Raw genomic sequence first — 26527 nt, 5'->3', positions numbered from 1 at the left:
CGGTAACCCCGCGCGGGCGGCGCTCGCGGGAAGCCGGACCCGACGGGTAAGCGTGGCGCGCTGGCGAGAACCCAACCGTCACCCTGGGTGACGGGACAGCGGCGACCGCCTCCTGCGGGGCACCATGTCGGGTACGACCGGCTCCGGTCGTGTCACGGGGGAGGTGTCGGTCGATGACCGTGCTCAAGGGGCTGCGGGAAGCCCTGTTTCTGATAGTCGTCGCCGGGCTGGTGGCCGCGGTGGCGGTCGGGATCTGGGTGGCCTCCGCCGGCGGCGACTTCGTCCACCGGTTCGGTATCGCGCTGGTGGCGATCGCCCTGTTGCTGGCGATCACCGGGGACCTGACGCTGAGCAGGATCGGCATGCTGGGTGCGCGGACCACGTTCGGGCTGCCGCCCGAGCGGGAGGACGCGGGCGGTGGACGGGTGCTCACCGGCGTCGGCATCTTCCTGTTCGTCTCGCTGCCGCTGCTGGTGCTCGGGGTGATGATCGCGGGCTGACCGGCCGTGACGGCCCCGGTCGGGCGTCGGTGGCCGTTACGGTGTCAGGCATGGCGACAGCGGCCGAGGAGATCCGGGTGGGGGAGCGGCTGGTCCGCGTCTCCAGCCCGGACAAGCCCTACTTCCCGGAGCGGGGACTGACCAAGCTGGACGTGGTCCGCTACTTCCTGGCGGTCGGCGACGGCATCCTGCGCGCCCTGCGCGACCGGCCCACCATGCTGGAACGGTGGCCGCGCGGGGTGTTCGAGGGCGCGAAGGTCGCCACCCGGCAGACCAACAAGGGCGACGCGTTCTACCAGAAGCGGCTGCCCGCGGGGGCGCCCGACTGGGTGCGGACGGCGCACATCACCTTCCCCAGCGGCCGGACCGCCGACGAGGTGGCCCCGAGCGAGCTGGCGGTGGTGATCTGGGCGGCCAACCTGGGCACCCTGCGCTTCCACCCGTGGCCGGTCTCGGCCGGCGACGTGGAGCACCCCGACCAGCTGCGCATCGACCTCGACCCGATGCCCGGGGTGGACTTCGCCCAGGTGGTGCCGGTGGCGCACGAGGTGCGGGCCTTCCTCGACGAGTTGGGGCTGGCCGGCTACCCGAAGACCACCGGCGGGCGGGGCCTGCACGTCTACCTCTCCATCGAGCCCCGGTGGAGCTTCGGGGAGTGCCGGCGGGCGGTGCTGGCGTTGGGCCGCGAGATGCAGCGCCGGCTGCCGGAGCTGGTCACCACCACATGGTGGCGGGAGCAACGGGACCGGCCGGTCTTCGTGGACTACAACCAGATGGCCCGCGACCACACCGTCACCTCGGCGTACTCGATCCGGCCGACGCCGGCGGCGCTGGTCTCCGCGCCGCTGGACTGGTCGGAGCTTTCCGACGTACGCCCGGAGGACTTCGACGTGACCACGATGCCGGCCCGGTTCGCCGAGCGGGGCGACCCGCACGCCGGCCTCGACGAGCGGCGCTACTCGCTGGAGCCGCTGCTGGAGCTGGCCGACCGGGAGGGCCTGGCGGCCCCGCCCGAACACTGAGCGCCCTATCCGCCGTCAGTTGAGGAGCCTGGTCAGCGAGTCCCGGAGCCGGGGCGCCAGGCTGGCCGCGTAGGTGGCGGTGAGGTGGTTGCTGTCCCGATAGACGAGGGCCCCACCGATGACCGCCGCACAGGGATCCACGGGGCAGATCGCGTCGTTGAGATCGATCAGATGGACATCGGACAGCCCCTTCGCCGCCAACTCGTGCGCGACCCCGCCACCGCCTGTGCTCAGTGCGGACTCGCGGTCCGTCGCGCAGCGCGTCAGCTTCCGGGGATTGACGGCAGCGCATTCGGCGGCGTCCCGCTTGAGGTGGGGCGAGTCGCGGATCACGGCCACCGGCGTTCCCGCCTGGGCAACCTTCCGCCAGGTCGCGCGCAGACCGTCGGCCATGCCGCGGTTTGCCTGGTCGACGGCGTCGGGGGCCACCCCCGACGGGCGGTAGAAGGTGTTGGTGACCAGCAGCAGGTCCGGCTTGTCGACCTCGGTCAGTTCCTTCTGTACGAGGCGATTCCAGCTCAGGCAGCCGGGCTCCGGGCGGTCCTGCCAGGCCACCTCGATGCTGATGAACGGACAGGCGGACCGGGCGTAGGAACGCAGCTGCCAGCCCTCTGCCTCGGCGATGAGCTTCAGGGCCGGCAACCACTGGGTCATGTGTGAGTCCCCGGCGAGTGCCACGGAGACCGACCCGTTCCCGTCCCCGAATTCGCAGGGGAACAGCTCTCCGTCCCGTTCCGAGGCGGCGCAGGGGTGGGCCCAGTACTCGGGTCCGTCCTTCTTGGCGACGCTCGGATCGGGGGTGATGGCGGAGGCCCGGTCGACGGCCGCCCCGGCGCGGTCGCCCAACGGTTTCCTACCGAGGACCGCCGCTCCGGGCGGCCCGCTCAGGACGATGGCCCGGGCGGTGGCGGTCGCGGTGGCCGTGTCGCCGATCGGTGCCAGGGCCACCGGGGGTGGCGGCGCCTGCCGTGGCGGCCACACGGTCAGCTGGAAGAGCAGGCCGGCGGCGAGGGCGGCGCTCGTGCAGACTGCGCCGACCCGCAGCGCCTTGGCCGGTTCCGACCGCAGGGCCTCGGACGTCCGGATCGGGTTCTCCACGAACCGGTAGGTGAGCACGGCGGGCACCGCGGACAGCGTCACCACTGCCAGGCCCGCCGGCACGCTCAGCTCGCCGAACCTCGCCTCGGCCGCGAGCAGCAGCGGCCAGTGCCAGAGGTAGAGCGAGTAGGAGACGGCGCCGACGGCCCGGACCGGCCCCCATCCGAGCGCGCCGGCCGGTCCCGCTCGACCGGCGGCCTGGGCCCCCGCGATCACGGCCGCTGTGCCGACTGTCGGCAGCAGCGCCTGATATCCCGGGAAGGCCCGTTGCGGATCAACGAGAACGGCGGACGAGGCCACCATGGCCAGGCCGGCCCAGGCGAGACCGGCGGCCAGCGCACGGGGCAGCCGGTGCGCCCGGGCTCCGACGATGGCGACGGCCCCGCCGAGGGCGAGCTCCCACAGCCGGGTGGTGGTGACGAAGTAGGCCGGCCCGGGGTTGGCCAGACTCTCATGGACCGACCACGCGAAGGAGGGCAGCGCGACGAGGGCGAAGCCGATCATCAGCGCGCCCCGGCGCAGCCGACGACGCCCGGCGAGGATGGCGAGGGCGAGCAGGAGTAGCGGCCAGAACAGATAAAACTGTTCCTCGACGCTGAGCGACCAGAAGTGCTGGACGATGCTGGGCGCGGCGTCCGCCGCCCAGTAGTCCGTCGACTGGACGGCGAGCCGCCAGTTCAGCCCGTAGCCGGCGCTGGCCACCACGTCCCAGGCGGTGTCCGCCCAACGGCTCCGGGGCAGCAGGAGCCAGGTAAGCAGCAGGCTGGCCACCAGCACGATGGCCGCCGCGGGCAGCAGGCGCTTGGCGCGGCGCGCGTAGAAGCTGGTCAGGGAGATGCGGCCGGTGCGTTCGAGTTCGGCGATGAGCAGGCCGGTGATGAGGAAACCGGAGATGACGAAGAAGACGTCGACGCCGACGAAGCCGCCCGGGACGACGTCGCGCGCCGCGTGACCGATGACCACCATGAGGACGGCGAGGGCGCGCAAACCCTCGATGTCCCCGCGGAAGGCCGCCTTGGCGGACTGCTCCGGCGCGATTCCCAGACGCATTCTGTGCCCCGTTTCGACAAATGTACGGTTCTCGACCTGTACAACGGGGCGTGCTGACGGAGGTTATTCGTCCGGAGAGGGGTTGCAGGCGCCACCGGAAGGACGTTGAACCGTGCCTCACCGGGCGGGGACCAGCGGTCGCAGGGCCGCCTCGAGGCGGGGCTCCATCGTCGCCATGTACGTCGCGCTGACGTGGTTGTTGTCGCTGTAGACCAGGACACCGCCGATGACGGGGGCGCACCGGTCGGCGGGGCAGATCGCGTCGGTCAGGTCGATCAGGTGCACCCCGGCGAGCCCCTCGGCCGCCTTTTTTTGCGCGGGGCCTCCGCCGCTGTCCAGGCGGGACCGGGGCGAGGCGCACCGGGTCAGCCGCTTGCGGTTCTCGGCGACGCACTCGGCGATGTTCCGCTCGTGGTACGGCCCGTCGCGCAGCACCACCACCGGCACCCCCGCGTCGACCATCCCGCGCCACGTCTGCCGCAGCTTCGGGCTCAACGCCATGGTGGACGAGGCGGTCCTGCCGTTCTCCACCACGAGATATCCGGCGTCGCTGGTCAGCAGCAGGTCGGGCCGGTCCGGGCCGCGCAGCGCGGCGCGGACCGACGCGTTCCATCGGGTGCAGGTCTCGTACGGCCGGCCGGCGAAGATCACCGTCGCCTCGACGAAGGGGCAGGTGGCCTTCGCGTAGAGGACGATCCGCCAGTGGTTCCGCTTGGCGGCCGGATCGAGGGCGGGGAGCCAGTGGTAGGCGTGCGAGTCCCCGACCAGCGCCACGGTGGTCCGTCCCGCCGGATCGCCGAAGACGCAGCGCCGGGCGGTCACCGTGGCCTGGTCGACGATGCAGCGCTGGTAGGCCGCGGGAACGTCCTCTCCCACCCGCAGCGGATCGGGGAAGATCGAGTCGACCCGGTCGACGGGGATCCCGGCCGGGCTGTCGCGGGGCGAGGACCCGAGAGCCGCGGCGCCCCAGGAGGGCACCGGCGCCGACGCCGCCGGGCCGGCGGGCGCCTGGACCGGGATCGCGGACGGGACGGTGCCCGGCGTGCCGGGCACGGCGAGCAGCTGGAACAGCAGTCCGGACAGGGCCGCGCCCACCGTGCAGGCGACACCGAGCCGCAGGGCGGCGAGCGGTCGGCGGGTCAGGGCCGGCGACCGCCGCAGCGGGTTCTCGACGTAGCGGTAGGTGAGCACGGCCGGTAGGAACGAGGCGCCGACGACCGCCAGCGCGGGTCCGACGGCCAGGTCGCCGAGGTACGCCCCGGCGGCGACCAGCAGCGGCCAGTGCCACAGGTACAACGAGTAGGAGATGGCCCCCACCGCGCGCAGGGGGAGCTGTCCGAGCAGCAGGGCGGGGCCCGCGCGGCCGGCCACGGAGCCGAGGCCGACCACCGCCGCCGCGCCCAGGGTGGGACCGAGCGCGGCGTACCCGGGGAAGCCGGACGCGGTGTCGACGAGCGCGGCCGAGGCGCCGATGGCGACGAGTCCCGCCCAGGCCAGCACCGCCGCGACGGCTCTCGGGACGCGGCTCGACCGGCCTGCCGCCACGGCGACCGCGGCGCCCACGGCCAACTCCCACAGCCGGGTGGTGGTGACGTAGTAGGCGGACGGGTCCGTCGGCGCGGTGGCCAGCGCCCAGCCGAACGACGGCAGCGCGATAGCTGCCAGCCCGAGCAGGAGCAGGCCGTCGCGCCTCCGCCGTCGGTGCCGGGCGATCCACCCGAGCAGGATCATCACCAGCGGCCAGAGCAGATAGAACTGCTCCTCCACGGCCAGCGACCAGAAGTGCTGGAGGATGCTCGGCGCCTGGCCGACGGTAGCGTAGTCGAGGGACTCGGCGGCCATCCGCCAGTTCATCGCGTAGCCGGCGCTGGCGACCACGTCCCAGGCCGTCGCGGACCACCGGGTACGGGGCAGCAGGAGCCAGGTCAGCGCCAGGGTCGCCAGCAGCACCGTGGCGGCGGCGGGGAGCAGCCGCTTCGCCCGTCGCGCGTAGAAGCCGGTGAGCGAGATCCGGCCCCGCCGGTCGTGCTCCTTGAGCAGCAGGCCGGTGATGAGGAAGCCCGAGATCACGAAGAAGACGTCCACGCCGACGAAGCCGCCGGCCAGCCGGGGCACCCCGGCGTGGCCGAGGAGCACCAGCAGCACCGCCACCGCCCGCAGGCCCTCGATGTCGCCGCGGAACGACCCCGGCCGGTGTGACGCCGGTGCGGGCCCCCGCGTCGGCAGGCCGGCCTCGGACCGCGACTCGGTCGTTATCAGCACAGCCCAAATGCTAGGGGCGTTCTGTCCTGCTTTGAGCGGTTATCACGTTCGTGGGTGGTCAACCCTGCCACGGGCTCCGATCCCCGTCGAACTCCTCGAAGACCAGCCAGGTACGCGTCGACAGCACCCCGCCGATGTGCTGCACCCGGTCCAGCACCACGTCCCGCAGGGTGGCGTTGTCCGGCGCCCGGACCAGGGCCAGCACGTCGTGCTCGCCGCTGAGCAGCGCCACGTGCTCGACGTAGCGCACCCGGGCCAGCTCGGCCGACACCTCCCGCCAGGTGTTCTGCTCGATGGTCAGCGCGATGTACGCCGACGTGCCCAGGCCCGCCGGCTCCGGCGCCACCTGGGCGCGGAACCCGGTGATCACGCCATCGCGCAGCAGCCGCTCCACCCGCGCGTACGCGTTGGTGCGCGAGACGTGCACCCGCTCGGCGAGGGTCCGGATGGACATCCGCCCGTCACCGACCAGCTCGTCGAGGATCCGCCGGTCGACCTCGTCCAGTGGTCCGACCGAACGTCCCGATCCGACCGGCCTGCCCGGCTCCGGGCCGGTCTCCTGGCTCACATCCGCTCCCCTGGGAGGTCATTCGTCCCGCGTTCATCCGGGATCTTGAGTCAATCATCCAACAGCAGGAGCATAGGGCCACCACACGTCCAGGAGGTCCTTGCCGTGACGACCACACCCCAGGCGGTCCGCAGGGCATCCCCGCGCCCCCGCCCCCCGGCCGACGAGCGGCTGCCGGGCGCCACGCCCGCCCCCGCCGCCGACCCGTCGGCCGGGCTGCTGCCCGCCGCCGAGCCGGTCCGTCTGCTCGACCCCACCGGCACCCCGCTGCCGGCCCGGGAGGACTACCCCGAGCCGCCCGTCGAGGCGCTGCGCGAGCTGTACCGCCGGATGGTGATCGGTCGCCGCTTCGACACCCAGGCCACCGCCCTGACCAAGCAGGGCAAGCTCGCCGTCTACCCGTCCTCCCGGGGCCAGGAGGCCTGCCAGGTGGGCGGGGTCCTCGCCGTCCGCGACGACGACTGGGTCTTCCCCACCTACCGCGAGTCGATGGCGCTGACCGCCCGGGGCATCGACCCGGTCGAGGTGCTCACCCTGCTGCGCGGCGACTGGCACTGCGGGTACGACCCCGCCCAGCGGCGGACCGCGCCGCAGTGCACCCCGCTGGCCACCCAGTGCGTGCACGCCGCCGGCCTGGCCTACGGCGAGGCGTACCAGGGGCGGGACACCGTCGCGCTGGCCTTCATCGGCGACGGCGCCACCAGCGAGGGCGACTTCCACGAGGGGGTCAACTTCGCCGCCGTGTTCAAGGCCCCCGTCGTCTACTTCGTGCAGAACAACAAGTACGCGATCAGCGTGCCGCTGTCCCGGCAGACCGCCGCCCCGAGCCTGGCCTACAAGGGCGTCGGCTACGGCGTGCCCAGCGAGCAGGTCGACGGCAACGACCCGGTGGCCGTGCTCGCCGTGCTCAACCGCGCGGTCGCGCACGCCCGCGCCGGCCACGGCCCGTTCCTGGTGGAGGCGCACACCTACCGGATGGAGGCGCACACCAACGCCGACGACGCCACCCGTTACCGGGACGCCGACGAGGTCGAGGCGTGGCGCGACCGGGACCCGGTGGCCCGGCTGGAGACGTACCTGCGGGCCCGTGGCGTGCTCGACGACGCCGCCGTCGCGGCCATCGCCGAGGAGGCCGAGGCGTACGCGGCCGACCTGCGCGAGCGGATGCACGACAAGCCGGCGGTCGACCCGCTGAGCCTCTTCGACCACGTGTACGCCGAACCCACCCCGCAGCTGGTCGAGCAGCGGGAGCAGGTCCGCGCGGAACTGGCCGCCGACTCCGACTCCGAGGGTGAGCGCTGATGGCCATCACCACCATGGCGAAGGCGCTCAACGCCGCCCTCGCCGACGCGATGCTCGACGACGACCGGGTGCTCGTCTTCGGTGAGGACGTCGGCCAGCTCGGCGGCGTCTTCCGGATCACCGACGGCCTGCAGGCCCGGTTCGGCGACAAGCGGTGCTTCGACACCCCGCTGGCCGAGGCCGGCATCGTCGGCTTCGCCGTCGGCCTGGCCATGTCCGGCCTCAAGCCGGTGGTCGAGATGCAGTTCGACGCGTTCGGCTACCCGGCGTTCGAGCAGATCGCCTCGCACGTGGCGAAGCTGCGCAACCGCACCCGAGGCGCGCTCAGCGTGCCGATGGTGATCCGGGTGCCGTACGCGGGCGGCATCGGCGGTGTCGAGCACCACTGCGACTCCTCCGAGGCGTACTACGCGCACACCCCGGGTCTGAAGGTGGTCACCCCGGCCACCGTCGAGGACGCGTACTCGCTGCTGCGCGAGGCGATCGACGACCCCGACCCGGTCGTGTTCATGGAGCCGAAGAAGCTCTACTTCGCAAGCGGCGAGGCCGAGCTGCCGGCCCGGACCGCGCCGTTCGGCAAGGCGGTGGTGCGCCGCGCCGGCACCGACGCCACCCTGGTCGCGTACGGCCCGGCCGTGCCGGTGGCGATGGAGGCCGCCGAGGCCGCCCGCGAGGAGGGCTGGGACCTGGAGGTCGTCGACGTGCGCAGCATCGTGCCGTTCGACGACGCCACCGTCACCGCGTCGGTGCGCAAGACCGGCCGCTGCGTGGTGATCCAGGAGGCGCAGGGCTTCGCCGGGGTCGGCGCGGAGATCGCCGCCCGGGTGCAGGAGCGCTGCTTCCACGCCCTGCACGCCCCGGTGCTGCGGGTGTCCGGGCTGGACATCCCGTACCCGGCGCCGATGCTGGAGCACACCCACCTGCCCTCGGTGGACCGGGTGCTCGACACGGTCGCCCGCCTCCAGTGGGACGACCAGCCCGATTCCCGGTGGGTGGCGGCATGACCGAACGCACCGCCCGGACCCTCGACTTCCTCCTGCCCGACCTGGGCGAGGGGCTCAGCGAGGCGGAGATCGTCGAGTGGCGGGTCGCCGTCGGTGACCTGGTCACGGTGGACCAGAGCGTGGTCGAGGTGGAGACCGCCAAGGCCGTCGTCGACGTGCCCTGCCCGTACGCCGGTCGGGTCGTCGCCCTGCACGGTGCGGCCGGTGAGGTGCGCCCGGTGGGCCAGCCGCTGATCACCATCGCGCCGCTGGACGCCGGCGGCGACGAGCCGCCGGGCCACGCGACCTACCGCGAGGAGGAGCGGGCGGGCTCCGGCAACGTCCTGATCGGGTACGGCACCGGCCACGGCGGCTCGGGCCGGCGGCGCCGCCGGCCACGGCTCGCCGTGGCCCCGGAGCCGGGCGCCGCGACGGCCGGTGACCGTACCGCCGAAACGCCGGCGGACGCGGACGCCGGCCGGGCGGAACCCGCCGCCCCGGTGGCGGACGCCGCCACGGGCGCGGCCGGAGCGGCCCCGCTGGTCATCTCGCCGATCGTGCGGCGGCTGGCGAAGGAACGCGGCGTCGACCTGGCGTCGCTGACCGGGACCGGCCCGGGGGGTGTCATCCGCCGTGCCGACGTGGAGGCGGCGTTCGGCGCCCCGGCCGCCCGGCTCACCGCCGTGCCGGACACCCCGGCGGCGCACGTCGGGCTTTCCCCCACCGGCGACGGCGACACGATCATCCCGCTGACCGGCATCCGCCGGGCCATCGCCGACAAGCTCTCCCGCAGCCGGCGGGAGATCCCCGAGGTCACCGTCTGGGTGGACGTGGACGCCACCGGTCTGCTGGAGACGCGGGCCGCCATCAACGCGGCCACCCCCGACCAGCCGGTGAGCGTCCTGGCCCTGCTGGCCCGGATCTGCCTCAGCGGGCTGCGGAGGTTCCCGCAGCTCAACTCCCGGGTGGACAGCGACGGCGAGCGGATCGTCCAGTCGGCCGCCGTGCACCTGGGCATCGCCGCGCAGACCGACCGGGGTCTGGTGGTGCCGGTGCTGCGCGACGCGCACCGCCTGACCACCCGGGAGATCGCCGCGGCCCTGGCGGAGACCACCGCCGCCGCGCGGGCCGGCACCCTGCCACCGGCGCGGCTCACCGGCGGCACCTTCACCCTGAACAACTACGGGGTGTTCGGGGTGGACGGCTCGACGCCGATCATCAACCACCCGGAGGCGGCGCTGCTCGGGGTGGGCCGGATCGTCGACAAGCCGTGGGTGGTCGACGGGCAGCTCGCGGTACGCAAGGTGACCCAGCTCAGCCTCACCTTCGACCACCGCGTCTGCGACGGCGGGGTGGCCGGGGGGTTCCTGCGACACGTCGCCGACTGCGTCGAGCAGCCGGCGCTGCTGGTCGCCAACGTCTGATCCCGCGACAGCAACGGCCCCGGCACCGACCACCCTTCGGTGCCGGGGCCGTTGCCGTGGTACGCCGGTTTCCCCGGACGCGCACCGGGAATGCGGCCCCGGTCGTCGAGGGGGAGGGGACGAGATGGCGTATCCCGGCACGCCCGGCTCGGGTGGGGTCCGGGTGCACCCGGTCGCCGGCGCGCCGCTGATGTGCAACGCCCGCGAGCACGGGCTGACCGGGGACGGGACGACCAACGACCAGCCGGCGTTCGCCGCCCTGGTCGACCGGCTGGGCGACGCGTACGCCGCCGACGGCCGCGCCCGGGTCATCTACTGCCCGCCCGGGGTCTACTCGATGCGCGACGCGGGCACGGTGTGGCGGACCGGGGTCTCCCTGGTCGGCGCCGGGCCCGGCGCCACCCGCTTCGTGCTCAGCAACTCCGGCAACCGGGCCGACCCGGCCCCGCTGGCGTTCTACACCGCGCAGCAGCACGGCGCCGACCGGCAGCGGCACCTGGCGTACTGCACCTTCGCCGACTTCGAGATCGACGGGTCCGGGGTGTCGCTGGCCGAGTACAACCCGCTGGCCAAGGGGCTCGGCCTCCAGTACGTGGTGCGGGGCGTGTTCCGCAACCTGTACATCCACCACACCGCCGCCACCGGACTGGGCTGCGACTTCCTCCAGGACACCCTGATCGACGGGGTGCTGGTGGCCGGCTGCGGGCGGCTGGACAACGGCACCGAGATGGGCGGGGCCGGCATCGGCATCGGGATCGGCGGCTGGGGCAGCGTGGAGCGGCTCAACATCGTCAACTGCTCGGCGGTCGGCAACGCCACCAACGGCATCTTCCTGGAGTTGCAGTACGCCGGTGGGCTGCGCCCCCGCGGCATCCGGATCATCGGCTGCCACGCCCAGGGCAACCGGTTCGGCATCTCCGACTGGGGGGCCAACGGGCTGATCGTCTCCGCCTGCACGATGACCGGGAACCTGGAGGCCGGCTTCAGCGTGTCCGCGAAGGGCACCACGCGCACCGCCGGACGGGGCGGCATCCTCACCGACTGCGTCATCGACGGCAACCTGCGCGACGGGGTGAGCATCGGCAACACCCCCGGCCCGTACACGGTGCGCGGCAACCGGATCAGCGGGAACGGGCGGTACGGCTACCACCAGCGGGCGTTCGGCGGAGAGGAGCAGCCGTGCGCCCAGGAGATCGTGGTCGAGAGCAACGACTTCTACGGCAACAGCTGCGACGCGATCCGCATCGACCGCCCGATCCGCGACGCGATCGTGGTGGGCAACCGGATCCGGGGCAACGGGCGGCAGCGCCCCGAGGCGGCGACCGGCGGGGGCGACTCGGTGCGCTACAGCGAGAAGACGGTGGTCGACCGCCGGGCCGACTGGCCGCACGACGGGCACCGCGGCAAGGTGGTCCGGGTCGGCAAGCGGACCGCGGTGGTGGCGGCGAACGACGCCACCCAGCTCACCCTCGCCCCGATCCGCCCGGACTCGTTGACCGGGTGGAGCGGTGACGTCCCGGATCCGGGCGCCCGCTACGAGCTGCCGCCGGGGCCGGCGGCGCGGGCCGGGATCACGGTGAACGCGGCGTTGGACGGCGCGACGATCAAGGGGAACCGGATCTGGGACAACCAGGATCGACCCACCCAGAGCCACGGCATCTGGATCACCGACCGGGGCAGTTGCGTCGCCTGCCGGGTGGAGGACAACGACCTCGCCGGCAACGCGGAGGGACCCACCCGGCTGGACACCCCGCCGGTCGGTGGCCGATGGGACCGCAACCACGGCGACGAGGAGTGGACCTGAGGCCGGCGGCGGCGGAACCGGGCACCGGCGACGGGTGGCGCGAACCGGTGGCAGCGGGGGACGGCACGGCCCGATCGGCCGGACACACACCCATTCCGAACAATTGCCTGAATAGCGAACGCTGGCCTTCCGGCAATTTCTTGGAATTGCATACCGGCAGTTGTAGAGCTGCACACAATGGGCAGGAATCCAGCCGGAACGGGGAGCGCGTCATGAAATTGAGGCGAAGGGTGGGACTGCTCGCGGTGGCCATCGTCCTGGTGCCGTCGGCAGGTGCCGGATGTACCGCGCAGCGGAAGGCGGCCGACCACGCGCAGGCGAAGGAGCAGCCGGTCGCGGTCGGTGTCACGCCGGCCGACAAGAGTCGCGACGTCCCGGTCAGCGCCGAGGTGGGAACCGCCGTGCAGGGCGGGAAGGTCACCTCGGTGAAGCTCACCGACGACAAGGGCGGCCAGGTCCGGGGCGAGCCCCGCGAGGACGGGTCGAGCTGGGTGCCGGCCACCCCGTTGGAGAACGGGCGCACCTACACCGCGGAGGTGACGGCGACCGGCGCGAAGGGCCGCACGACCACCCGCACCACCACGTTCAGCACCGCCAAGAAATCCGACAAACAGGCGGTCGACAGCGTGCTCTATTTCGCCGGGAACCAGACCTACGGAACGGCGATGCCGGTAACCGTCGCATTCGAGCCGGCAATTCCCAAGGAGGCCAGGGCGGCGGTGCAGCGGCGGTTGTTCGTGAAGACGAACCCGCCCCAGCCGGGTGCCTGGTCGTGGCTGGAGGACGGCAGCCAGGTCTACTACCGGGCCCCCGACTTCTGGCGCCCCGGGACCACGATCAGCGTGCGTACCGGCCTTGCGGGGCTGCCGATCGGCAAGGAGTACGTCGGCGACGCCGACCACACCGCCACCTCGAAGATCGGCCAGCAGGTGAACCTCGACATCGACAACGCCACCAAGCAGATGTCGGTCTTCCGCGACGGCAAGCTGGTCCGCAAGATCCCGGTGAGCCTGGGCAAGCCGAGCACACCCAGCTCCAGCGGCAAGATGGTGATCATGGAGAAGCACCAGCAGACCCGGTTCGACACCCGCGGCGAGCCGGACGGCGGATACGTGGTCGACGTCGAGGACGCCCAGCGCCTGACCTGGGGCGGCGAGTTCATCCACGCCGCGCCCTGGTCGGAGGGGGAGCAGGGCTACACCAACACCTCGCACGGCTGTGCCAACGTCTCCTCCGCCGCCGCGGACTGGCTGATGGGGATCACCCAGGTCGGTGACCTGGTCACCGTCAAGGGCACCGAGGTTCCGCTGCGGCCCGGCAACGGCTGGACGGCGTGGAACGTCAGCTGGGACGAGTTTGCGAAGGGCAGCGCCCTGCCGGTGCCGGCCGGGCTGAGGCCCGCACCGGCCACCACCGCCCCGCATCCCGGTGCGGTGGCCGGCGGCAGCTCGCCCGCACCGGCCCCGTCGGCCAGCGGAGGCTGACGGCAGCAGGGGAGGAACGACCGCGGGATCGGCGGGCCCGCCACCGTCACGGTGGCGGGCCGGCCGCGGCTCAACCCAACGGCACCCGGGCGATCCCCGAGCCGGTCAGGCTGCCCAGCCAGAGCTGGTCGCCGTGCTGGCGGACCCCGGTGACCATCGGGTACGCCCCGGTCGGGCCGTGCAGCGTCCGCAGCACCCGACCGTCGCCGTCGACCAGCGCGACCAGCCCGTACCGGGCGGGCCGCGGCTGCGCCACCGTCGGCAGCAGCGCCACCACCTGCCGGACCCGGGGATGCGGCAGCAGCCGTTCCACGATCGCCCGGCGCGGGCTGGGCAGCGCCACCCAGTAGGTGCCGTCGCCCACCGCCGACACGTTGTCCGGGTACGCCGGCAGGTCGGTCAGCACGGTCACCGCCCCGTCGGGCAGCGACACCCGCAGCAGCCGGTGGGTGGCCGTCTCGGCGACCAGCAGGGCGGAGGCGTCCGGGGCCAGCGCGATGCCGTTGGGGAAGTACATCCCGGCGGCCACCACCTCGGTCCGGCCGGTGCCCGGCGAGTACGCCAGCACCTTGCCGTGGGGCCGGTGCTCCAGGATGTCCCGCCGCCAGTGCTCGACGGGGAACCGGTCGCTGCTGTCGGTGAAGTAGATCGTCCCGTCGGCGCCCACCGTCGCGTTGTCCGCCAGGTGCACCGGCTCGCCGGCCTCACTGAGCCGGCGTACCGCCCCGTCGGGGGTGACCCGCAGCAACCCCCGGTACGCGTCGCAGATCACCAGGCTGCCGTCGGTGGGGTCCAGCTCGATGCCGAGCGGCCGGCCGCCGGTCTCGGCGAGCAGCCGGGGCCGGGTGCCGGCCACCGCGCCCACCGGCCACCACCACAGCCGCCCGTCCTCGTCCCCGCTGATCACCCGCCCCTCCGGGTCGACCAGCACGTCCTCGGGCCCGTGCGCGCCGTCCGGCAGCGGGAACATGTCGGCGGCGTCCAGCCGGCGGTCCGCTGGCGCCCAGGGCCCGGTCAGTGGCGGCGGCACCGTGGCCGGCTCCCGGACCGGACGGATCAGCCGGGGCGCCCGGGGGCGGGGGGTACGCGGATGAGGAACGGCCATCCGCTCATTGTGGCCCGGCCGGTCCGCCCGCCCATCCGGCGATCGGCCCGGATCGCCGGCCCCGGCGATCGGGTCGAAGGGCGGCGGCCCGCGACCGGCACGTCGGATACGCCCTCGTACCCGGGCCGAGTCGCGGCAGGTGGGTGTCTCCGGGGCCGGTGATGGCCCGGTTTGCGGCGTTCCGGGGTGTGATCCCGAGGTGCAGGCAAGGATGCGGCGTTTCGGGCATCAGGCTCGCCGGGGCCGGAAGGGAGCGCCGTGCGCCGCCGGCCCGGGCAGCGCGCGCCCGGGCCGGGAGTTCCGATCCGGGCGGAGCCCGGAGGTGCCTCGGGGACTACCCGGGACCTACCCCGAGACGGGCGTCTCAGCCGACCGGAAATGTCGGTGGCAGGAGATAGGTTCGGGGCATGGAAGAGCAGCGCAGCGACCGTTTCGCGGTCACCGTGAGCGTGGGCGACCGGGCGGTCGACGTGCGGGCCGTCGGCGAGGTCGACATCGCCACCGTGGGCACGCTGCGTGCCGCCCTCTGGTCGGCTCCGGCTCGACCGGTGCTGCGCCTGCACCTGGCCGGCGTGCGGCTGCTCTCCGCCGCCGGGGTGCGGGCGGTGGTCGCCGCCCACCTGCGGATCCGGGCCCAAGGCGGCGAGCTGGTGCTGGTCGAGCCCACCCCGACCGTGCTGCGGGTGCTGCGGGCCACCGGTCTGCACCGGGTCGTCCCGATCACCGGAGCCGACCCGACGCAGGCCATCGGCGGCGGGATCGCGGGCCGCCAACGCCCGGAGCAGCCGGGCGACCTGCCCGTCGCGCTGGTGGCCTGACGCGGGGCCGCCGGCCGGTGTGGCCGACGACCCCGCCGTGGTCCGTTGGCGCCGGGGTCAGCGGACGCCGAGCAGGTCCACCACGAAGATCAGGGTCTCGTTCGGCTTGATCACGCCGCCGGCGCCACGTGCGCCGTAGCCCAGGTGCGGCGGGATGGTCAGCTTGCGCCGGCCGCCGACCTTCATCCCGACGACGCCCTGGTCCCAGCCGGAGATGACCTGGCCGCCGCCGAGCGGGAACTCGAAGGCGTCGCCCCGGTCCCACGAGGCGTCGAACTGCTGCCCGGTGGAGTGCGAGACGCCGACGTAGTGCACGGTGGCCAGCTGGCCCGGCCGGGCCTCGGGGCCGTCGCCGACGGTGAGGTCCTCGACGACCAGGTCGGCGGGCGGCGCGCCCTCGATCGGGCCGACCTCGGGCTTGCCTGCCTGGGGCATGTTCATTCGCGCTCTCCCACCTCGGTCACGGTTCTGCGGTCGGTATCGATCCTGCCGGATAGCGACCCACCGATCCCCGCCGGTCCCCGAGGGGGGCCGCCCCGCAGCGGCGGCGGGTGGGCGTACGCGAAAGGCGGGCGTCACCATCGGTGACGCCCGCCGGGGGTGGTGTTCAGCGGAGCCAGGGGAGGCGCTGGACGATCGGCAGCTTCTGCCACGTCCCGCCGAGGCCGAGGGTGTTCCCGGCGCCGACCAGGGCCAGGGCGGCCAGCAGACCCGCGTAGATCAGGTGGTCGTCCATGAACGGGTTGTTCTCGGGGGGCAGGACGACCGTCCACATCAGGACCAGCAGGACGGTGCCGGCGATGGCGGCGATCCGCATCCCGATGCCGAGGATCAGGGCGACGCCGATGCCCAGCAGGCCGAGCATGAACAGCCAGTCCGCCCAGGCGGCTCCGGCGATCCCGTTGTAGAAGCCCTTGAACGGGCCGCTGGCGCCGAAGGCGAGGAAGCCCTTGGTGGGGCTGCCGCCGTTGATCCAGGCCCCCTTCTCCGGGGTGGCGTGGCCGAGCCCGAACAGCTTGTCGACGAACGCCCAGAGGAAGACCCAGCCCAGCGCGATCCGCAGCCCGGCGAAGACGTACCGGGTGGCCTTCTCACGGGTGGTCCCGGCCGCCGGAGCGATGGTGTTGGCGGTGGTCCGCTCAGTTGTCGCGGTCATGGTCTCCACGTCCCTTCTTGTGCCTCGCACCGCGCTTCTCGGTGGCACATTCATTCCACTCCTGCCGATGCGTCGACAGCAGGGCCGACCGGGCCCCGTCCACCCGGGACCTTGGACCCCGATCGGGGTGGTCCGGTCGGCCGTGCGACGCCGGTCCGCCGCCTCTGACCGGGCCACCGGCCCGCTCGTAGCGTCGCGGGTGGAACGACTCGGCGAGGAGGCCGTCATGAGGACGTGGCAGGTGGGCGACGTGATGACCAGGGACGTCGCGACGGTCGGGGAGGAGACGCCGTACCGGCAGATCGTCGACGTGCTGATCCGCCGGGGCGTGAGCGGCGTGCCGGTGGTGGACGGGTTCCGCCGGGTGCTGGGGGTGGTCTCCGAGACCGACCTGCTGCACAAGGTGGAACGGTCCGGCCACCCGGAGCAGCGGCGGGTCTTCGAGGGGCGCCGGCGGCGTGCCGCGCGGGAGAAGGCCGACGGGCTGGTCGCCCGGGACCTGATGAGCGCTCCCGCGGTCACCACCGTCGCGCAGGCTTCCCTGCCGGCGGCGGCGAGGCAGATGGACCGCGACGCGGTCAAGCGGCTGCCGGTGCTGGACGACCTCGGCCGGCTGGTCGGCATCGTGACCCGTGGCGACCTGCTCCGGGTGCACCTGCGTACCGACGCGGAGATCCGTGAGGACGTGGTGCAGGAGGTGCTGCGTCGGGTGCTGGCCGTGCGCGACGGCCTGGTCACCGTGCAGGTCCGCGACGGGGTGGTCACCCTCGACGGGCGCCTGGACCGGCGTACCGCGGTGGATCTGGCCGGCCGGCTCGCCGCGCAGGTCGGCGGCGTGGTCCAGGTGGTGAACGCCGTCGGTTACGACGTGGACGACACCACCCTGGTGGAGTCACCGTCGGGCCCGGTCACCCCGGTGGCCTGAGCCGCGGTCCCGGGCCGCGCTCGGGTCCGTGGGTGGCGAAGTGGACGGCTCCGCGAGCGTGATACCTCGGAGGAATAATGATGACTCTGAGGTATCACGCTCGAAACGGTTGTCACCGCGGCGCTGGCTACCTGCGTCACGGATGCCGGTGCGGCAGCGGGCCCCACCGTCGCCGGTGGGGCCGCTGCCGTCGGGGTCAGGCGCGCAGGGCGGGTTCGGTCGAGACCCGGGTGGTCGGCGCGGGCACCGGCACCACCACCACCGGGCAGGTGGCCCGGCGGACGCACTCCTCGCTCACCGAGCCGAGCACCGTGTGCCGCAGCCGGCTGTGCCCGTGACTGCCCAGCACCAGCAGGTCGGCGCCGCGGGCCGCCGACGCCAGCACCTCGGCGGGCGGTCCCTCGACGACCTCGCCGGAGACCACGCAGCCGGGTCCCTCGCGGAGGGCCAGGCCGCGGATCTCGTCGTCGAGCAGGGCCACCGCGCGGGCCCGCTCGTCGACCGGTCCGGTCGCGTCCGTCATTCGCCTCCTCCCGCAGTCCATCCCGTCGAGGGTCGGCCGGCCAGGCGCGAAGGACCCGGCGGGCTCGGGCCGTTCGCCCCGCACGGCGTGCGACGGGGCCGGGTCAGCCGGCGGGGGAGAGGGGCGCGGACAGGGCCGCGGCGAGCACGGCGGGCGCCTCGGCGAGGCTGGGGCCGTACCAGGTGAGGTGCCGGCCGGAGACGAGTGCGCAGGGCACTCCGGGGAAGGCCTCCGGACCGTCCTCGGCGGTGAACCGGTAGGGCTCGTCGGGCAGCACCACCAGATCGGGCCGGCGGGCCCGCAGCTCGTCCAGGCCGGGCCGGGGATACCGCTCCGGGTCCCCGGCGTAGGCGTTGACCACGCCCAGCCGGCGCAGCACGTCACCGGCGAAGGTCTCCGCGCCGAGCACCACCCACGGCCGGCGCCACACCGGCACCACGGCCGTGCGTACCCGGGGCAGGGCGGGCGGGTCCGCCCAGGCCCGGCGGGCCGCGGCCAGCCACCCCGGCTCGCCGGGGGCACCGAGGTCGGCCAGCAGGCCGGCCAGTTCGTCCAGCGCCGCCGGCACGGTACGCGGGTACGTCACCCGCACCGGCACCCCGGCGGCCGCCAGCGCGTCCGCGTCCTCGCGGCGGTTCTCCTCCACGTTGAGCAGGACCAGGTCGGGCCGCAGGGCACGGACCCGGTCGAGGTCCGGGTACTTGCTGCCGCCGACCCGGGCGACGTCCAGCCCGGCCGGATGGGTGCACCAGTCCGTCGCCCCGACCAGCACCCCGGGCAGGGTCACCGCGACCGCCTCGGTCAGCGACGGCACCAACGACACGACCCGCACGCGTACCCCCTCCCCGGCGCCGGCGGCGCCCGTACCGATCATGCCGGCCCGGCCGGGACCGGCCCTCGCGGGTCCGTCCGGTGGCCGGGACCGATGGTCACGTCCACAATGGTCCGGTGTCGACGAACCCGGATCCCGCGTCGCCCCTGCCCGTCCCCGACTACGGTGTCCCGGCCGACCAGGCCCTGTCCCGGGCCCGCGACTTCGCCCGGGCCATGACCCGGCGCCGCAGCGTGCGGGAGTTCAGCGACCGGCCGGTGCCCGACGGCGTGCTGGCCGAGGCGCTGCGCGCGGCGGCGTCCGCGCCCAGCGGCGCGAACGTGCAACCGTGGCGGTTCGTGGTGGTCACCGACCCCGGGCTGAAGCGCCGGCTGCGCGCGGCGGCGGAGGCGGAGGAGCGGGTCTTCTACGAGCGGCGGGCACCGGAAGAGTGGTTGGCCGCGTTGGCGCCGCTGGGCACCGACGCCAGCAAGCCCTTCCTGGAGACCGCCCCGGCCGTGATCGTGGTCTTCGAGGTGCACCGCGGGCCGCGCACGCCCCGGCCGTACTACGTCAAGGAGTCGGTCGGGATCGCCGTCGGATTCCTGCTCGCGGCCCTGCACCACGCCGGCCTGGCCACCCTCACCCACACGCCGAGCCCGATGCGGTTCCTCAACGAGCTGCTCGACCGGCCGGCGGAGGAGCGGGGCTACCTGATCATCCCGGTCGGTTACCCGGCCGACGGGGCCGGCGTGCCGGACCTGGCGCGCAAGCCGCTGTCCGAGGTGGTGGTCTGGCGCTGAGCCGCGGGCCCGGTCAGCGCGGCCCGGCGGCCACCGCCTCCCGGGCGACCGTGGCCACCGGCACACCCTCCCGCGCCGCCCACTCGACCGCGTGCCGCACCTCGGCCACCGGCAGCGGACGCCGGTCGGTGACGGCGACCGCCGCGTGCACCGCGTAGGCCACGAAGGGGTACGAGCGGGCCAGTCCGCCGATCGACTCGTGGACCCGGCCGGCCACGGCCACCGCCTGTTCCTCGGTGAGCGCCGGCAGGACCAGCAGGTACTCGTGCTCGGTGAGGCGTACCGCCCGGTCCACCGGGCGCAGCACCGCGGTCAGGGCGGCCACGACGGCCTGGGTCTCCCGGGCCAGACTGCGCCGGCCGAAGCGTTCCGGGGTGCCGGCCGGTTCCGCCACCCGGACGCCGATCACCGCCACCGGCAGGGTGCCGGAGGCGGTGACCCCGTCGGCCAGCGTCCACCGGCGCATCGCCGGCTCGTCCAGCAGCGATGGCCGCTCCTCGACCGGCTCGGCCCCGGCCCGCTCGGCCCGCTCCGCCATCAGCCGCAGCGCCGCCTCCGCCCGGCTCTCCCCGGGCGTGGCGGGCAGGTCCCGTACCCGCTCCAGGACCGCGTCGAAGGCCGCGCGGGCCGGACCGGACACCCGGTCGCCGAGGCGGTCGCGCAGCCGCAGCGCCTCGTGCAACGCGGCGTCGCGCCGGAAGCTCCAGCCGCCGTCGAAGAGCCGTCCGGCCTCCAGCGTGGGCGCCGGCTCCACCTCACCCCGGTCGTACGCCACCAGGGCGGCGCCGAAGCGGGGGGTCAGCGCCACCACGCTCCACTCGCGGCCCAGCTCCTCCGCCTCGTCCAGCGTCACACCCACCACGTTGGGCGGCAGGTCGGCCGGGAGTTGGCCGACCATGCCGATCACCGTCACGGCGGCCGTGCCGGCGATCCGCGCGTACCGGGCGCGTTCCCGCTCGAAGTACGGCAGCCGCTGGAACAGCGCGACGACCAGCAGCGGGCCGTCCTCCGCGGTGGCCAGCGCGGCCTGCTCGATGGCGTGCGAGACGGCGACGAGAGCGCGCTTGGTCGATCGTTGCGGTTCTGCTCCACTCTGTGGCACCCGGTGAGCCTAGATAATCGGCCCGAGCGGCGCATCCGCTGCGTCGGCCGGCCACCGGGCGGCTCGGCCGCACCGCCGAGCCGCCGCCCATGATCGGCGACCTAGACTCGGGGCCGGTCGACCGCCCCACGGATGGATCCCACCACGATGACGAGCACCGGCACCGGCGCCTGGCTGCGTCCCCTCACCGCCGACCCGGACCGGTCCGGCGCCGATCCGGTCGTGCACCCCGATCGCCGCCTGGGTGAGCTGGTCACCGGTCGCCCGCCGGGCATCACCGGGCACCAGTGGAGTTCCGCGTTGCGCGAGGGCTTCGACCAGGTGGTCTGCGACGCCCGCACCGGGCTGCCGGCGTTCGCGCTGCGGATCGCGCCACCGGCGCCGTCCGGGTCGCCCCGGCACCGGGTCGAGCGGGCGACGACGGCCGTCTGCGCGGCGGTCGGGCTCCCGGTGCTCACGGTGGAGAGCGCCACGCCGGGCGCCGCCGGGCACAGCCGGCGGATCATCGGGTACGTCCTGGACGCCCGCCGGTACGCCGGGGTCGTCGACGTCGACGGCGCGGGCGGTGACCCGGACCCGGCGTCGGTGGGCTTCCGCGACATCGTCGGCCGGCTGCCCGATGGGCGTAGCGGCCACGTGAACGATCTCGGCGCGCTGGCCCGTACGGCGGCGGTCGAGGCGTACGTGGACCGGCGGTTGGCAGACCCGCTGGTGCGGGGTCTGCACGTGCGGTGGCGGGGCGGGCCGGCGGAGGGCTGGAGCTGGGTCTCCGTGCGCCCGGACCGGTGCCTGGTGGAGCGGGTGCGGATCTGGGAGCACGGGGTCTGGAGCGGGGTGGACGCCGCCCGGCTGGCCGAGGACCTGGCCGCGGCGGCGCTCGGCGAGCGGCTGCGCGACCTGACCGGGGTGACGCCGGAGCTGGTCACCGGTGACGAGCTGCGCCGGTCGGTGGTGGAGTTGAACGAGCGCTCCGACGAGCTGGTGGACGGCTTCGCCTTCGCGCACCTCTGCGCCGACTGAGCGCATTCGGCGGGTGTCGTCCCCCGCCGCTCCTTTTCCCGGAAATCCGCGTACGCCCGGTTGAACCCTGGCGGCCCGCACTCCGTACTCCTGCCCGAACGGACGCAGATCTTCCCGGCCGCGCCCGGCGGGCGCGGCGGACGGTGCGGAAGGGGCATCGTCGGTCATCGACGTACGGCCGGAACGGCGCCGTGTTCCTCGCCGGGGTGGCAGACCCCGAATTCGTCGATCCGGCGAGGTCGCGGGTCAACTACCGGATCGAGAAGGAGAGCAATTCGATGCGCAGGTCCACAACCGCGCGCCGGTCATCCGGTAACGCGCGGAGCAAGCGGGTGCTGGCCGTGGTCGGCACGCTCGCGGTCTTCGGCGGGATCGTCGCCGTCACCCAGATCTCGTCGGCCCACGAGCGGCCGACGGGCACCCGCACCAGGGCGGTCTCGTGCGTGGCGCCGAGCCCGGGCGCCACCTCGCCGAGCGGTCGTGGCAGCACCACCCGGACCTGGCAGAACGGTCGCTGGGTGCGCAACCACTGGGGCGACGGGCAGATGTCGGTCGCCGAGTGCCAGAACACCACGGCGGGTGGCGCGGGCGCCGGCGCGACCACCGTGGCCTGCCCGGACGCCACCGGCCAGCTCCAGCAGGTGCCGGCGGCGGCCCGCAACGAGGTCGACCGCAACCTGGCCCTGCTCCAGCGGCAGATCGCCGAGGCGAACCGCCGGCTCGCCGCCGAGGGCGCCAACGGTCCGGACTTCGTCAACAACGCGATCCTGCGACCGCTCGCCGACAAGCGGCGGGCCGCCCTGAACCGGATCGCCACCGCGATCGGCCGGGTCGCGCAGCGCCCGCAGGGCCTCGACCGGCTCGCCGAGTGCGCGCTGGCCGGCGGCAACAACGGCGGCGGGAACAACGGCGGTGCGAACAACGGTGGCGCGAACGGCGGCGCGGACAACGGCGGCGCCAATGGTGGCGCGGGCAACGGTGGCGCCACGGGTGGAAACGACAACGGTGGCGCCGGCAACGGCGGCGCGAACAATGGCGGGAACAACAACGGCGGCGGCAACAACGACAACGGGCTCGGCGTCCTGGCGAAGGACTGCGGGAACAGCAGGTTGCAGGCGCACGATGGTTTCCAGAACGGCAACCGGTGCGTGAGCACGGCCTTCGGTGAGGTCGGCGCGGCGGCGAACAACCCGTCGTTGCTGATCACCCAGTTCCCCGGGCAGGTGCAGCGCAACCAGGCGTTCACGCTGCGGGTGACCACCCGCAACCTGGTCCGCGACCGGTTCCTCGCCGCGGGCAAGGGGGGCTACTACCTGGAGAGTTCGCTGCTGAACGACCAGGGGCTGGTGCGCGGCCACTTCCACACCGCCTGCCGGATGCTGCAGAGCGACCGTGAGCCGCCCGCGCCGCAGGACGTGCCGGCGTTCTTCGTGGCCACCGAGGACGGGCGTGGTGGCGCCCAGCCCGACGACGTCCTCATCCAGATCCCGGGCCTGCCGCAGTCCGGCACGGCGCAGTGCGCGGTCTGGGCCGGGGACGGCTCGCACCGGATTCCGATGATGGAGCGGGCGAACCAGACGCCCGCGTTCGACGTGGTGCGCATCCAGGTCGACTGACGAGGATCGGGCGGCCCGGGATGTCCCCGGGCCGCCCGATCCTCGGGTGGAACCCGCCGCGCCGCGGCTGCCGGGCCGGCGGAAAATGGTGAACGGCGGAAAGGCGCCCACCGGGATCACGCCGCTTTCCCAGCGTGACCCCGACGTGTCCGCGGGTGACCGCGCCGGTTGTCTCAGCGGTTCTTGTACGCCTCGACGACCGACACCGGGATCCGACCCCGCTCGGAAATCTCGTGGCCGTTCTTGGTGGCCCATTCCCGGATGGCCCGGTTCTGCTCCCGGTCCATTCCGGCGCCGGCCGGACGGCCGGGCCGGCGGGTGGCGCGACCGGCGTCGACCGGACCGCGGCCGATGCGCCGACCGGCGCTGATGTACGGGTCCAGAGCCTTGCGCAGAACCCCCGCGTTCTCGTCGGAGACGTCGATGGTGTACGCCACGCCGTCCAGGCTGAACTCGACGGTCCGATCGGCTTTTCCGCCGTCGAGATCGTCGGTCAGAACGGTGATTACCTTCCTTGCCATCGCCAATTACTCCTCGTGTCGGGCTGGTTCTGCCCCAGAGTTTGACGTATGGCCGGGCATAATCGCAACATTACCCACCAATTTCCATTCGGCGCGTCGTCCCGATCCTCGGAAATCCGCCTCCGGTCAATCCCGCGGGTGCGCCATTCCGGCGGGCCGGATCGCCGGTCGACGAACCGGCCTCGGCGTCCCGGCGTGTGCTGGGTCACAGCCCGGAACAACGGACCCGTCCGCTGACTTGAGCCAGACACGCTCAACCCAACGTGATAGCAGGTGTTCGATGGCTACTCTTCCGGTACTGCCCCTGACCGACGCCGTCCTGCTGCCCGGCATGGTCATCCCGGTGACCCTCGACCCGACCACCCAGGCCGCCGTCGACGCCGCCCGGGCCACCGGCGACAAGAAGCTGCTCGCCGTGCCCCGCATCGACGGCGAGTACGGCCCCGTCGGCGTGATCGCCACCATCGAGAAGGTCGGCCGGCTGCCCGACGGCGAGCCCGCCGCCGTGGTCCGCGGCCTGGCCCGCGCCCGGATCGGCTCCGGCGTGCCCGGACCGGGCGCCGCCCTCTGGGTCGAGGCCACCCCCCTGGACGAACCCGCCCCGGCCGGCAAGGCCCGGGAACTCGCCCGCGAGTACCGCGCGCTGATGACCTCGGTCCTCCAGCAGCGCGGCGCCTGGCAGGTCATCGACGCCATGGAGCGGATGACCGACCTCTCCGAGCTGGCCGACGCCGCCGGCTACGCGCCCTGGCTCAGCCTCGGGCAGAAGACCGAACTGCTCGGCGCGCCGGACGTCACCGCCCGGCTCGAACTGCTGGTCGGCTGGGTCAAGGAGCACCTGGCCGAGCAGGAGGTCACCGAGCAGATCAACAGCGACGTGCGGGAGGGGCTGGAGAAGTCCCAGCGCGAGTTCCTCCTCCGCCAGCAGCTCGCCGCCATCCGCAAGGAGCTCGGCGAGGACGAGCCGGACGGCTCCGCCGACTACCGGTCCCGGGTGGAGTCCGCCGACCTGCCCGACAAGGTCCGCGAGGCCGCCCTGCGCGAGGTCGGCAAGCTGGAGCGGGCCAGTGACGCCTCTCCGGAGACGGGCTGGATCCGTACCTGGCTGGACACCGTCCTCGAGATGCCGTGGAACACGCGTACCGAGGACAACACCGACCTGGCCGCGGCCCGGGCGGTGCTCGACGCCGACCACGCCGGCCTGGCCGACGTGAAGGACCGCATCCTGGAGTACCTCGCGGTGCGCAACCGCCGGGCCGAGCGCAACCTCGGTGTGGTCGGCGGGCGTGGCTCCGGCGCGGTGCTCGCCCTCGCCGGCCCGCCCGGCGTCGGCAAGACCAGCCTCGGCGAGTCCGTCGCCCGGGCCCTGGGTCGCAACTTCGTCCGGGTCTCCCTCGGTGGCGTCCGGGACGAGGCGGAGATCCGCGGCCACCGGCGCACCTACGTCGGCGCGCTGCCCGGCCGGATCGTCCGCGCGCTGCGCGAGGCCGGCTCGATGAACCCGGTGGTGCTCCTCGACGAGGTCGACAAGCTGGCCGTCGGCTACTCCGGCGACCCGGCCGCGGCCCTGCTCGAGGTGCTCGACCCGGCGCAGAACCACACCTTCCGCGACCACTACCTGGAGGTCGACCTCGACCTGTCCGACGTGCTCTTCCTGGCCACCGCCAACGTGGTCGAGTCGATCCCCGGCCCGCTGCTGGACCGGATGGAGCTGGTCACGCTGGACGGCTACACCGAGGACGAGAAGGTCGCCATCGCCCGCGACCACCTGCTGCCCCGGCAGCTCGACCGGGCCGGACTGACCGCCGACGAGGTGACCGTCGCCGACGGGGCGCTGGCGCTGATCGCCGGCGAGTACACCCGGGAGGCCGGCGTCCGGCACCTGGAGCGCGCCCTGGCGAAGATCCTGCGCAAGGTGACCGTGGCGCTGGCGGCCGACCCCGCGCCGGTCCGGGTGGACACCGGCAACCTGGCCCGCTACCTGGGGCGGCCGAAGTTCACCCCGGAGTCGGCGGAGCGGACCGCGGTGCCCGGCGTGGCCACCGGCCTGGCCGTGACCGGCGCCGGTGGGGACGTGCTGTTCATCGAGGCCAGCAGCATGGAGGGCGAGCCGGGGCTGACCCTGACCGGGCAGCTCGGCGACGTGATGAAGGAGTCGGCGCAGATCGCGCTGTCGTACCTTCGCTCCAACGGTCGGCGGCTCGGCATCGACCCCAACGCCCTGGCCGGGCGGCGGATCCACGTGCACTTCCCGGCGGGCGCGGTGCCCAAGGACGGCCCCAGCGCCGGCATCACCATGGTCACCGCGTTGGCCTCCCTGGTCACCGGCCGGCCGGTACGGCCCGAGTTCGGCATGACCGGCGAGGTGACCCTCTCCGGCCGGGTGCTGCCCATCGGCGGGGTGAAGCAGAAGCTGCTGGCCGCGCACCGGGCGGGCCTGACCGAGGTGATCATCCCGGCCCGCAACGAGCCGGACCTGGACGACCTGCCTCCGGAGGTCCGCGAGGCGCTGACCATCCACACCCTGGCCGACGTCGCCGACGTGCTCGCCCTGGCGCTGCGCCCGGCCGACGTCGACGCCCAGACGCTGGGCGGGCAGCCGCTCGCCGCCGCCTGACGGCACCACGGGC

General features: G+C 73.9%; 23 protein-coding genes. 13 read left to right on the top strand and 10 right to left on the bottom strand.

What is annotated here, in order from left to right; genetic code table 11:
* The first annotated feature begins 173 nt into the window (after positions 1 to 173).
* Together GA0070564_RS08720 and GA0070564_RS08715 are read left to right on the top strand one after the other, a co-directional pair.
* Positions 174 to 500: a hypothetical protein gene (locus GA0070564_RS08720; protein ID WP_091605462.1), complete on the top strand. Its 327-nt coding sequence runs from the start codon at positions 174 to 176 to the stop codon at positions 498 to 500.
* Positions 501 to 550: 50 nt separating this feature from the next.
* The gene (locus GA0070564_RS08715) at positions 551 to 1522 is read left to right on the top strand and encodes a DNA polymerase domain-containing protein (RefSeq protein ID WP_091605459.1); all 972 of its coding nucleotides are present in this window, start codon (positions 551 to 553) and stop codon (positions 1520 to 1522) included.
* 15 nt (positions 1523 to 1537) lie between these two features.
* Here GA0070564_RS08715 and GA0070564_RS08710 read toward each other — a convergent pair whose 3' ends face one another.
* From GA0070564_RS08710 to GA0070564_RS08700, 3 genes are all read right to left on the bottom strand, one after another.
* Entirely contained in the window at positions 1538 to 3670 is a 2133-nt protein-coding gene (locus GA0070564_RS08710) for an acyltransferase family protein (protein ID WP_091605456.1), read from the bottom strand.
* 117 nt (positions 3671 to 3787) lie between these two features.
* Positions 3788 to 5932: an acyltransferase family protein gene (locus tag GA0070564_RS08705; protein ID WP_245669874.1), complete on the bottom strand. Its 2145-nt coding sequence runs from the start codon at positions 5930 to 5932 to the stop codon at positions 3788 to 3790.
* Between the two features lie 58 nt (positions 5933 to 5990).
* Positions 5991 to 6500, bottom strand: coding sequence for an Lrp/AsnC family transcriptional regulator (locus GA0070564_RS08700; protein ID WP_091605450.1), 510 nt, complete (start codon positions 6498 to 6500; stop codon positions 5991 to 5993).
* Positions 6501 to 6572: 72 nt separating this feature from the next.
* Between GA0070564_RS08700 and pdhA the strand changes: the two genes are divergently transcribed.
* From pdhA to GA0070564_RS08675, 5 genes are all read left to right on the top strand, one after another.
* Positions 6573 to 7802, top strand: coding sequence for a pyruvate dehydrogenase (acetyl-transferring) E1 component subunit alpha (gene pdhA / locus GA0070564_RS08695; protein WP_091606995.1), 1230 nt, complete (start codon positions 6573 to 6575; stop codon positions 7800 to 7802).
* Positions 7802 to 8806 (top strand): alpha-ketoacid dehydrogenase subunit beta, encoded by a 1005-nt coding sequence (locus GA0070564_RS08690; RefSeq protein ID WP_091605447.1) that lies wholly within the window; start codon positions 7802 to 7804, stop codon positions 8804 to 8806. The genes pdhA and GA0070564_RS08690 overlap by 1 nt, the downstream gene beginning before the upstream one ends.
* Positions 8791 to 10209: a dihydrolipoamide acetyltransferase family protein gene (locus GA0070564_RS08685; RefSeq protein WP_091605443.1), complete on the top strand. Its 1419-nt coding sequence runs from the start codon at positions 8791 to 8793 to the stop codon at positions 10207 to 10209. Before GA0070564_RS08690 ends, GA0070564_RS08685 begins: the two co-directional genes overlap by 16 nt.
* A 124-nt stretch (positions 10210 to 10333) precedes the next feature.
* Positions 10334 to 12013, top strand: a complete 1680-nt coding sequence (locus tag GA0070564_RS08680; RefSeq protein ID WP_091605440.1) for a right-handed parallel beta-helix repeat-containing protein — start codon at positions 10334 to 10336, stop codon at positions 12011 to 12013.
* A 212-nt stretch (positions 12014 to 12225) separates the two neighbouring features.
* A complete protein-coding gene (locus GA0070564_RS08675) occupies positions 12226 to 13497 on the top strand; it encodes a L,D-transpeptidase (protein ID WP_091605437.1) in 1272 nt (423 codons plus the stop codon).
* 70 nt (positions 13498 to 13567) lie between these two features.
* On the opposite strand, the gene GA0070564_RS30185 is transcribed toward GA0070564_RS08675, so the two are convergent.
* The gene (locus tag GA0070564_RS30185; protein ID WP_091605433.1) at positions 13568 to 14602 is read right to left on the bottom strand and encodes an SMP-30/gluconolactonase/LRE family protein; all 1035 of its coding nucleotides are present in this window, start codon (positions 14600 to 14602) and stop codon (positions 13568 to 13570) included.
* Between the two features lie 407 nt (positions 14603 to 15009).
* Between GA0070564_RS30185 and GA0070564_RS08665 the strand changes: the two genes are divergently transcribed.
* Positions 15010 to 15420, top strand: a complete 411-nt coding sequence (locus GA0070564_RS08665; protein WP_091605428.1) for an STAS domain-containing protein — start codon at positions 15010 to 15012, stop codon at positions 15418 to 15420.
* 57 nt (positions 15421 to 15477) lie between these two features.
* Here GA0070564_RS08665 and GA0070564_RS08660 read toward each other — a convergent pair whose 3' ends face one another.
* Together GA0070564_RS08660 and GA0070564_RS08655 are read right to left on the bottom strand one after the other, a co-directional pair.
* Positions 15478 to 15855, bottom strand: a complete 378-nt coding sequence (locus GA0070564_RS08660; protein WP_088973803.1) for an FKBP-type peptidyl-prolyl cis-trans isomerase — start codon at positions 15853 to 15855, stop codon at positions 15478 to 15480.
* A 172-nt stretch (positions 15856 to 16027) separates the two neighbouring features.
* Complete coding sequence (locus tag GA0070564_RS08655; protein WP_176730607.1) at positions 16028 to 16585, bottom strand: DoxX family membrane protein; 558 nt, start codon at positions 16583 to 16585, stop codon at positions 16028 to 16030.
* Between the two features lie 217 nt (positions 16586 to 16802).
* On the opposite strand from GA0070564_RS08655, the gene GA0070564_RS08650 reads away from it, so the two are divergent.
* Positions 16803 to 17501: a CBS domain-containing protein gene (locus tag GA0070564_RS08650; RefSeq protein ID WP_091606986.1), complete on the top strand. Its 699-nt coding sequence runs from the start codon at positions 16803 to 16805 to the stop codon at positions 17499 to 17501.
* Positions 17502 to 17697: 196 nt separating this feature from the next.
* Here the strand turns inward: GA0070564_RS08650 and GA0070564_RS08645 are convergent, their stop codons facing one another.
* Both GA0070564_RS08645 and GA0070564_RS08640 read right to left on the bottom strand, forming a co-directional pair.
* Positions 17698 to 18024 (bottom strand): universal stress protein, encoded by a 327-nt coding sequence (locus GA0070564_RS08645; RefSeq protein WP_218104899.1) that lies wholly within the window; start codon positions 18022 to 18024, stop codon positions 17698 to 17700.
* A gap of 103 nt (positions 18025 to 18127) precedes the next feature.
* Positions 18128 to 18856, bottom strand: coding sequence for a helical backbone metal receptor (locus GA0070564_RS08640; RefSeq protein WP_091606977.1), 729 nt, complete (start codon positions 18854 to 18856; stop codon positions 18128 to 18130).
* Positions 18857 to 18972: 116 nt separating this feature from the next.
* Here GA0070564_RS08640 and GA0070564_RS08635 point away from each other — a divergent pair, with 116 nt between their 5' ends.
* The gene (locus GA0070564_RS08635) at positions 18973 to 19638 is read left to right on the top strand and encodes a nitroreductase family protein (RefSeq protein ID WP_245669873.1); all 666 of its coding nucleotides are present in this window, start codon (positions 18973 to 18975) and stop codon (positions 19636 to 19638) included.
* Positions 19639 to 19651: 13 nt separating this feature from the next.
* Here GA0070564_RS08635 and GA0070564_RS08630 read toward each other — a convergent pair whose 3' ends face one another.
* Positions 19652 to 20740 carry a DICT sensory domain-containing protein gene (locus GA0070564_RS08630; RefSeq protein WP_091605422.1) on the bottom strand — a complete coding sequence of 363 codons (1089 nt, stop codon included), beginning with the start codon at positions 20738 to 20740 and terminating at the stop codon, positions 19652 to 19654.
* Between the two features lie 147 nt (positions 20741 to 20887).
* Here GA0070564_RS08630 and GA0070564_RS08625 point away from each other — a divergent pair, with 147 nt between their 5' ends.
* Positions 20888 to 21760: a hypothetical protein gene (locus tag GA0070564_RS08625; protein WP_091606974.1), complete on the top strand. Its 873-nt coding sequence runs from the start codon at positions 20888 to 20890 to the stop codon at positions 21758 to 21760.
* Positions 21761 to 22038: 278 nt separating this feature from the next.
* Entirely contained in the window at positions 22039 to 23376 is a 1338-nt protein-coding gene (locus tag GA0070564_RS08620) for a hypothetical protein (protein WP_176730606.1), read from the top strand.
* 173 nt (positions 23377 to 23549) lie between these two features.
* Here the strand turns inward: GA0070564_RS08620 and GA0070564_RS08615 are convergent, their stop codons facing one another.
* Positions 23550 to 23897 (bottom strand): histone-like nucleoid-structuring protein Lsr2, encoded by a 348-nt coding sequence (locus tag GA0070564_RS08615; RefSeq protein WP_091605416.1) that lies wholly within the window; start codon positions 23895 to 23897, stop codon positions 23550 to 23552.
* A gap of 280 nt (positions 23898 to 24177) precedes the next feature.
* On the opposite strand from GA0070564_RS08615, the gene lon reads away from it, so the two are divergent.
* A complete protein-coding gene (lon, locus tag GA0070564_RS08610; RefSeq protein ID WP_091605413.1) occupies positions 24178 to 26514 on the top strand; it encodes an endopeptidase La in 2337 nt (778 codons plus the stop codon).
* Positions 26515 to 26527 lie beyond the last annotated feature (13 nt).

The sequence above is a fragment of the Micromonospora mirobrigensis genome (assembly GCF_900091555.1).
In the GTDB taxonomy this organism is placed as follows: domain Bacteria; phylum Actinomycetota; class Actinomycetes; order Mycobacteriales; family Micromonosporaceae; genus Micromonospora; species Micromonospora mirobrigensis.
The sequence above is the reverse complement of the archived record's forward strand: the minus strand, read 5'-3'. Positions and strand labels throughout refer to the sequence as shown.

Coding starts and splice junctions, on each gene's coding strand:
- GA0070564_RS08720 (WP_091605462.1), top strand. CDS start 174: ATGACCGTGCTCAAGGGGCTGCGGGAAGCCCTGTTTCTGATAGTCGTC.
- GA0070564_RS08715 (WP_091605459.1), top strand. CDS start 551: ATGGCGACAGCGGCCGAGGAGATCCGGGTGGGGGAGCGGCTGGTCCGC.
- GA0070564_RS08710 (WP_091605456.1), bottom strand. CDS start 3,670: ATGCGTCTGGGAATCGCGCCGGAGCAGTCCGCCAAGGCGGCCTTCCGC.
- GA0070564_RS08690 (WP_091605447.1), top strand. CDS start 7,802: ATGGCCATCACCACCATGGCGAAGGCGCTCAACGCCGCCCTCGCCGAC.
- GA0070564_RS08680 (WP_091605440.1), top strand. CDS start 10,334: ATGGCGTATCCCGGCACGCCCGGCTCGGGTGGGGTCCGGGTGCACCCG.
- GA0070564_RS08675 (WP_091605437.1), top strand. CDS start 12,226: ATGAAATTGAGGCGAAGGGTGGGACTGCTCGCGGTGGCCATCGTCCTG.
- GA0070564_RS30185 (WP_091605433.1), bottom strand. CDS start 14,602: ATGGCCGTTCCTCATCCGCGTACCCCCCGCCCCCGGGCGCCCCGGCTG.
- GA0070564_RS08665 (WP_091605428.1), top strand. CDS start 15,010: ATGGAAGAGCAGCGCAGCGACCGTTTCGCGGTCACCGTGAGCGTGGGC.
- GA0070564_RS08660 (WP_088973803.1), bottom strand. CDS start 15,855: ATGCCCCAGGCAGGCAAGCCCGAGGTCGGCCCGATCGAGGGCGCGCCG.
- GA0070564_RS08650 (WP_091606986.1), top strand. CDS start 16,803: ATGAGGACGTGGCAGGTGGGCGACGTGATGACCAGGGACGTCGCGACG.
- GA0070564_RS08645 (WP_218104899.1), bottom strand. CDS start 18,024: ATGACGGACGCGACCGGACCGGTCGACGAGCGGGCCCGCGCGGTGGCC.
- GA0070564_RS08625 (WP_091606974.1), top strand. CDS start 20,888: ATGACGAGCACCGGCACCGGCGCCTGGCTGCGTCCCCTCACCGCCGAC.
- GA0070564_RS08620 (WP_176730606.1), top strand. CDS start 22,039: ATGCGCAGGTCCACAACCGCGCGCCGGTCATCCGGTAACGCGCGGAGC.
- GA0070564_RS08615 (WP_091605416.1), bottom strand. CDS start 23,897: ATGGCAAGGAAGGTAATCACCGTTCTGACCGACGATCTCGACGGCGGA.
- lon (WP_091605413.1), top strand. CDS start 24,178: ATGGCTACTCTTCCGGTACTGCCCCTGACCGACGCCGTCCTGCTGCCC.